The organism is Streptomyces sp. NPDC001027, assembly GCF_040299045.1.
GTDB lineage: Bacteria > Actinomycetota > Actinomycetes > Streptomycetales > Streptomycetaceae > Streptomyces.
This window is the reverse complement of record NZ_JBEPBI010000327.1, coordinates 1-7033: the sequence shown is the minus strand read 5'-3', so window position 1 is coordinate 7033 and position 7033 is coordinate 1. Positions and strand designations below refer to the sequence as shown.

Sequence of the window (7033 nt, the reverse complement as noted above, 5' to 3'; positions counted from 1 at the left end):
CCCGAGAGGAGAACGCCGTGCTGACCGAGTCCGAGGTCGAGGCCGTCGCCCGCGCCGCCCACGAGGGGCAGACCGACAAGGCGGGCCGCCCCTACGCCGAACACCTCCAGGCGGTCGCGGAGGGGGTACGCGCGCGTGGCGGCGACGCCGAGCAGATCGCGGCCGCCTGGCTGCACGACGCCGTCGAGGACGACGCCCTCACCGAGGCCTGGCTGGCGGCGGCCGCGCTGAGCGACCGCACGAAGGCCGTCGTCCTCGCCGTGACCAAGCGGGCGGGGGAGACGCCCGAGGCGTACGCGGCCCGCGTCCTGGCCACGCCGGGCGCCCTGCTGGTGAAGGAGGCGGACCTGGCCCACAACGCGGACCCGGCCCGGCTGGCGGTCCTGGACGCGCCCACCCGCGCGCGACTGACGGAGAAGTACGCGCACATGCGCGCACTCCTCGGCCTCACCCCACCCGCGGGACGCCCTCCCCGGAACAGCACCCCAGGATGAGCCCCCCGGGGGGCGAGCCGTCGGGAACGAGCCTTCGGGGAACGACTCCTCCGAGAACGGGCCCCGGACAGGCGGGTGTTCAGCCCCCGACGCCGCCCGCGACCTTCTCGTCGCCCGCCCGCCCGCGGCTCTCCTCGCGCCCCTCGTCCTTCTCGAGCCGCTCGCGCCCCTCGCCCTGCTCGCGCTCGCGGGCGAGCAGGCCGGCGTCCGGCTTGAAGGCCCACTCCAACTTCGGCTCCACCACGAACCGGAAGACCCGTCGCACCGGCGGCGTGCACAACAGGGTGACGGCCAACGCCACGGCGACGGTGACGGCGATCTCCCCGAGCGGCCGGTGCAGCGAGGGGTGCGCGAACCAGCCGCGGTAGTCGGCGGTCTTGATGAGGAAGCCGTGCAGCAGATAGCCGTACAGCGTGCCCGCGCCGAGGACCGTGAACCACATCGTGCGGCCCGGGACCCAGGACAGGAAACAGGCCGTCAGCAGCAGTGAGCAGCCGAACAGGGCGAGCTGCATGAGGGGCCCGGCCCACCAGGGGGCGCCCAGCTCCTGCGCGGAGTCGCGGTGGTAGAGCCAGGAGACGTTCATCCGCGGCACCGCCCAGTAGGCGAAGGCCAGGGCGAACGCGAACACCGGCGCCGCCGCGATCCGCACCGCGCGTCGGCGCACCAGGCGGAAGTGCTCGGGCTCCAGGCACAGGCCCAGCACGAAGAACGGCAGGAACTGCAGGACGCGCTGGAGGTCCAGGTCGTCGCCGATGGACGGGGTGACCGTCGCCAGCATGGCGAGGCCCAGCGCCAGCGGCAGCGGATGCCGGACGACCTTCCAGACCGGCGTCGTGAGCCGCCAGACGAACAGCGCCACCAGGAACCAGGTGAGGTACCAGGGGTCGAGAAGGCTGATCTCCTGGGCGGGGTTGTGGTCTATGTGGCGCCGGAAGACGGGGTAGGCGGTCTCGAAGACGACGTACGGCACGGCGACGCCCGTGATCAGGCGCTTGAGCTTGGCGGGGCTGCCGTCGAAGCTCCGGGAGAAGAAGCCGGAGATGACGATGAACGCCGGCATGTGGAACGTGTACACGAACATGTACGCGGCCTGCAGCGCCCGGCTGTCGCCCTTGAGCGGCTCCCAGGCGTGCCCCACGGCCACCAGCACGATCGCCAGGTACTTGGCGTTGTCGAAGAACGCGTCGCGCCGCGCCGGGGGCCGTGGGGCCGGCCGCTCGGCGGATCTGTCCCGCGAACGGTCGCGCCTGCCCTTCGGACCGTTCGGGTCGTGCTGGTCGTTCTGGTTCGGGGACGAGCGCGTGCTCGGAACGAGAGACGAGGCGGCGTGGAACATTTGAGGCACCCTAGCGTCGTGCGCGGCAATTCGTAAAACGCCCCTGGTCATTCCTCGTTATAGCTCTTCCATGGCGCGGCCGACGGAGCGGGATTGAGGTGTGGGGCTGTCCGTGATGTCACTCTTCATCCCGACTAAAAGGTGCATAACGCCGCTTGTTGCCTGCCAGTTGACGCACACCGTCATCGCGTCGACCGCAATTCGAAATAACTGCGCAGGCATTGTGTGGACATGGAAACCGAGTTCCCCAATTCCCCCTGCCGACACCTGCGCCGACACGTGATCCAAATAGCCCGCGCCCCGCCGCCGGCCGACGCGTCCCGCGATGATGCGTCACGGGCCGCATAGGTGGGCCGGGTTGGTGGCACGATGGTCTCGGGAGTGCGGACCGACCGAGGGTGTGTGATCAGTTGTGGCCATCTCACTGTCAGTGGTGCTGCTGTTGGCGATCATCCTGGTGGTCCTGATCCGGGGCGGGTCGATCAAGGCGGGCCCGGCGATCGTCGCCATCCTGTTCGGCTTCTTCCTCGCCTCGACCGGCATGGCCCCGTCGATCAACCGCTTCCTCGACTCCCTCGCCGACACGATCAACTCGATCAGCTTCTGACCCCGCCGACCGCCCTGAGCCGCCCTGCCGCGAATCGGAGCGGGCACGCCGAAGGCCCGGGGAGAGGAAACCGCCCTCTCACCCGGGCCTTCGTCATACAGAGCGGGCGACGGGAATCGAACCCGCGTAGCTAGTTTGGAAGACTAGTGCTCTACCATTGAGCTACGCCCGCACACGTCGCGCCGCAGGTCAGCCGACCGCGGCACTGCACGCATCGTAGCGGGTCGACGCCCCCTGTCGCACACCGCCTTTTCCGCGCCGCCTCGCGGGCAGCCCCGACGCTGGCAAATGCGGCGGTCAGACGGCCTGCGGGCATGTACCCTACGTGTCGCACCAGACGGGGTGTGGCGCAGCTTGGTAGCGCGTCCGCTTTGGGAGCGGAAGGCCGTGGGTTCAAATCCCGCCACCCCGACCAGTACCGCGATTCTCGTCCGCCCTCGCCGGCCACCTCCGCGGCTGCCTCGCTTGATCGCCTTTGGGGCGTGTCCCTGCTGCCGTTACTATGCAAGCTGCACGCCCGTGTGTCTCATCCTGAAGTCCTCCGGGCGGCGAATTTGCGGGAGCCGGTCTGGCTCCGGCGGAAACCAAGATGTCAGCCCCCAAGGAGACCGAACCGTGAAGAGCGCCGTGGAGACCCTGAACCCGACTCGGGTTCGGCTCAGCATCGAGGTGCCCTTCGAGGAGCTCAAGGACAGCCTCGACGCGGCGTACAAGAAGATCAACCAGCAGGTCACGGTGAAGGGCTTCCGCAAGGGCAAGATTCCCGCCCGGGTCATCGACCAGCGCTTCGGCCGTGGCGCCGTGCTGGAGGAGGCCGTCAACGACGCGCTTCCGAAGTTCTACACCGAGGCGGTCAACGAGGCCGAGATCGACGTCCTCGGCCAGCCCGAGGTCGACATCACGGAGCTGAAGGACGGCGAGACGCTGAACTTCACCGCCGAGGTCGACGTCCGTCCCGCCCTCGAGCTCCCCGAGGACTTCTCCTCCATCGAGGTCGAGGTCGACGCCGTCGAGGTGACGGACGAGGACATCGACAAGTCGGTCGAGCAGCTCCGCGAGCGCTTCGCCTCGACCTCCCCGGTCGAGCGCGCCGCCGAGGAGGGCGACGTCGTGACCGTCGACCTGGAGGCCAAGGTCGACGGCGAGGTCCTCGAGGACGGCGTCGCCAGCGGCGTCTCCTACACCATCGGCTCGGGCGAGCTGCTGGAAGGCATCGACGACGCCGTCAAGGGCCTGGAGGCCGGTGGCGAGACCACCTTCACCTCCGAGCTGAAGGGCGGCTCGGCGGCCGGCAAGGAGGCCGAGGTCACCGTCAAGGTCACCCAGGTCGCCGCCCGCGAGCTCCCCGCGCTGGACGACGAGTTCGCGCAGCTCGCCTCCGAGTTCGACACCCTCGACGAGCTCAAGGCGGACAGCCGCAAGCGCCTCGAGAACATGAAGCAGTACGACCAGGCCACGCAGGCGCAGGAGCGCGTCCTCGAGAAGCTCCTGGAGCTCGTCGAGGTGCCCGTCCCCGAGAAGCTGCTCGAGGACGAGGTCAACACCCGCAAGCACAACCTGGAGCACCACCAGCTCGGTCAGATGGGCCTGGACCTCGACAAGTACCTGGAGATCCAGGGCAAGACCGCCGAGGAGTTCGAGACCGAGACCCGTGAGGCCGCGGTCAAGGGCATCAAGACCCAGTTCGTGCTCGACGAGCTCGTCAAGCGCGAGAAGCTGAACGTCAACCAGGAGGAGCTCACCGAGCACCTCATGCGCCGTGCCGCCTCCTCCGGCATGTCCCCCGACCAGTTCGCCCAGGCGGTCGTCGAGGGCGGCCAGGTTCCGCTCCTGGTCGGCGAGGTCGCCCGCGGCAAGGCTCTGGCCACGGTCGTCGAGTCCGCCACGGTGAAGGACACCAACGGCGAGATCGTCGACCTGGACGACGAGGACGAGGACGAGGCGGAGGACGCCGCGGAGACCGCGGAGACCGTCGAGGCCGCCGCCGAGACCGAGGAGAAGCCCGAGGCCTGAGCCTCGAGCAGTTCCTGAACCAGGTGCGACGGGCCCCGGGACTTCGGTCCCGGGGCCCGTCGTCCTACGTCGTGCCCGCCCGGTCGCACGGGCCCGCCGGGCTACGCCCCCGGCGAACACCCAGCTCTCCGGGATTCCCCGAAGGGACCCGCGCGTTAGGGTCCATGAATACGAGGGCAGGGGAGTCCCCGTTGCCCCCGGCAGTACACGTGAGACGGCCCGGCGCCGTCGTAAGACGAGCAGGTGGATACGACGTGACGAATCTGATGCCCTCCGCCGCCGGCGAGCCTTCCATCGGCGGTGGCCTCGGCGACCAGGTCTACAACCGGCTGCTCGGCGAGCGGATCATCTTCCTCGGCCAGCCGGTCGACGACGACATCGCCAACAAGATCACCGCACAGCTGCTGCTCCTTGCCGCGGACCCGGACAAGGACATCTACCTCTACATCAACAGCCCCGGCGGCTCCATCACGGCCGGCATGGCGATCTACGACACCATGCAGTTCATCAAGAACGACGTGGTGACCATCGCCATGGGCCTGGCCGCCTCCATGGGCCAGTTCCTGCTCAGCGCGGGCACCCCCGGCAAGCGCTTCGCGCTGCCGAACGCCGAGATCCTGATCCACCAGCCCTCCGCGGGTCTGGCCGGATCGGCCTCGGACATCAAGATCCACGCCGAGCGGCTGCTGCACACCAAGAAGCGCATGGCCGAGCTGACCTCGCAGCACACCGGCCAGACGGTCGAGCAGGTCACCCGCGACTCGGACCGCGACCGCTGGTTCGACGCCTTCGAGGCCAAGGAGTACGGCCTCATCGACGACGTCATCCCCACGGCCGCCGGCATGCCGGGCGGCGGCGGTACCGGGGCGGCCTGAGGATCGCCTCCGACGGCGGCAGGGCCGCCCAGGGAGCTCCCAGGAGCCCCCTGAGCCCCTGATCCCCTCCGAGGCTCCAGGAGCCCGCTGAGGCCTCCCGGAGGCCCGGGAAGCCCTTCCGGGCCCCGGGCCGCCCGGAGCCTCCCAGCGGGGGCCCGGAGCCCCTACGGAAGCCGTCGGCGCCTCTCTCCAGCCCCTTCAGCCCACCGCCCCAGCCCTCTCTCCAGGAGACACCGTGAACCACTTCCCCGGCAGCGGCATCCACGCCCGCACCGAGGCCGAATACACCGGCCCCCGGGCCGAGTCCCGCTACGTCATCCCGCGCTTCGTCGAGCGCACCTCCCAGGGCATCCGCGAGTACGACCCGTACGCGAAGCTCTTCGAGGAGCGCGTGATCTTCCTCGGCGTGCAGATCGACGACGCCTCCGCCAACGACGTCATGGCGCAGCTGCTGTGCCTGGAGTCGATGGACCCGGACCGGGACATCTCCGTCTACATCAACAGCCCCGGCGGCTCCTTCACGGCGCTGACCGCGATCTACGACACCATGCAGTTCGTGAAGCCCGACATCCAGACGGTCTGCATGGGCCAGGCGGCCTCCGCCGCCGCGATCCTGCTGGCCGCCGGCACGCCGGGCAAGCGCATGGCGCTGCCGAACGCGCGCGTGCTGATCCACCAGCCGTACAGCGAGACCGGCCGCGGCCAGGTCTCCGACCTGGAGATCGCGGCCAACGAGATCCTCCGGATGCGCGGTCAGCTGGAGGACATGCTGGCCAAGCACTCGACCACGCCGATCGAGAAGATCCGCGAGGACATCGAGCGCGACAAGATCCTCACGGCCGAGGACGCGCTGTCCTACGGCCTGATCGACCAGATCATCTCCACCCGGAAGATGAACAACGACAACCTGCGTTGACGCACGAGGTCGTCCGGTCCGGACCCCCCTCGGTACGGTGTGACACGGTCCACGTCGCAGTGAACCGTGCCAAGGGGGGCCCGAACGGGGGGCCAGGCAAGGTACCGTCGGAATAAGGCAGCACCAGGAGCCGCTGGATTCGAAAGCGTCCAGTCGTCTCCCAGGCGAAGGGGAAGCACACCGTGGCACGCATCGGTGACGGCGGCGATCTGCTCAAGTGCTCGTTCTGCGGCAAGAGCCAGAAGCAGGTCAAGAAGCTCATCGCAGGGCCCGGTGTGTACATCTGCGACGAGTGCATCGATCTCTGCAACGAGATCATCGAGGAGGAGCTCGCCGAGACGAGCGAGGTCCGCTGGGAGGAACTCCCCAAGCCTCGCGAGATCTACGAGTTCCTCGAGGGCTACGTGGTGGGCCAGGAGCCCGCGAAGAAGGCCCTCTCGGTCGCGGTGTACAACCACTACAAGCGCGTCCAGGCCGGCGAGAACGGCGGCGGCCAAGGCCGTGAGGACGCCATCGAGTTGGCGAAGTCCAACATCCTCCTGCTCGGCCCCACCGGCTCGGGCAAGACGCTCCTCGCGCAGACCCTCGCCCGCATGCTGAACGTCCCGTTCGCCATCGCCGACGCCACGGCGCTGACCGAGGCGGGATACGTCGGCGAGGACGTCGAGAACATCCTGCTGAAGCTGATCCAGGCGGCCGACTACGACGTCAAGAAGGCCGAGACCGGGATCATCTACATCGACGAGATCGACAAGGTCGCGCGCAAGAGTGAAAACCCCTCCATCACGC

General features: G+C 68.9%; 7 protein-coding genes and 2 tRNA genes. 7 read left to right on the top strand and 2 right to left on the bottom strand.

Annotation, left to right across the window (positions count from 1 at the left end; translation table 11 throughout):
- Positions 1-17: 17 nt before the first annotated feature.
- The gene (locus ABT300_RS39530; RefSeq protein ID WP_351686652.1) at positions 18-494 is read left to right on the top strand and encodes an HD domain-containing protein; all 477 of its coding nucleotides are present in this window, start codon (positions 18-20) and stop codon (positions 492-494) included.
- Positions 495-573: 79 nt separating this feature from the next.
- On the opposite strand, the gene ABT300_RS39525 is transcribed toward ABT300_RS39530, so the two are convergent.
- Positions 574-1833, bottom strand: coding sequence for an acyltransferase family protein (locus ABT300_RS39525; protein WP_351686649.1), 1260 nt, complete (start codon positions 1831-1833; stop codon positions 574-576).
- Positions 1834-2245: 412 nt separating this feature from the next.
- Here ABT300_RS39525 and ABT300_RS39520 point away from each other — a divergent pair, with 412 nt between their 5' ends.
- Entirely contained in the window at positions 2246-2440 is a 195-nt protein-coding gene (locus ABT300_RS39520) for a hypothetical protein (protein ID WP_030779494.1), read from the top strand.
- 101 nt (positions 2441-2541) lie between these two features.
- Here the strand turns inward: ABT300_RS39520 and ABT300_RS39515 are convergent.
- Positions 2542-2612 (bottom strand) — tRNA-Gly (locus tag ABT300_RS39515).
- 166 nt (positions 2613-2778) lie between these two features.
- Here ABT300_RS39515 and ABT300_RS39510 point away from each other — a divergent pair.
- The 5 genes from ABT300_RS39510 to ABT300_RS39490 form a co-directional block, all read left to right on the top strand.
- Positions 2779-2855: transfer RNA gene (locus ABT300_RS39510), tRNA-Pro, on the top strand.
- A 200-nt stretch (positions 2856-3055) separates the two neighbouring features.
- Positions 3056-4453, top strand: a complete 1398-nt coding sequence (gene tig, locus ABT300_RS39505) for a trigger factor (protein ID WP_351686647.1) — start codon at positions 3056-3058, stop codon at positions 4451-4453.
- A 266-nt stretch (positions 4454-4719) separates the two neighbouring features.
- Positions 4720-5328 (top strand): ATP-dependent Clp protease proteolytic subunit, encoded by a 609-nt coding sequence (locus ABT300_RS39500; RefSeq protein ID WP_057574659.1) that lies wholly within the window; start codon positions 4720-4722, stop codon positions 5326-5328.
- Positions 5329-5563: 235 nt separating this feature from the next.
- Entirely contained in the window at positions 5564-6244 is a 681-nt protein-coding gene (locus ABT300_RS39495) for an ATP-dependent Clp protease proteolytic subunit (protein ID WP_319279219.1), read from the top strand.
- Positions 6245-6426: 182 nt separating this feature from the next.
- The coding region (locus ABT300_RS39490; RefSeq protein ID WP_351686645.1) for a ClpX C4-type zinc finger protein at positions 6427-7033 on the top strand (607 nt) is incomplete at its 3' end.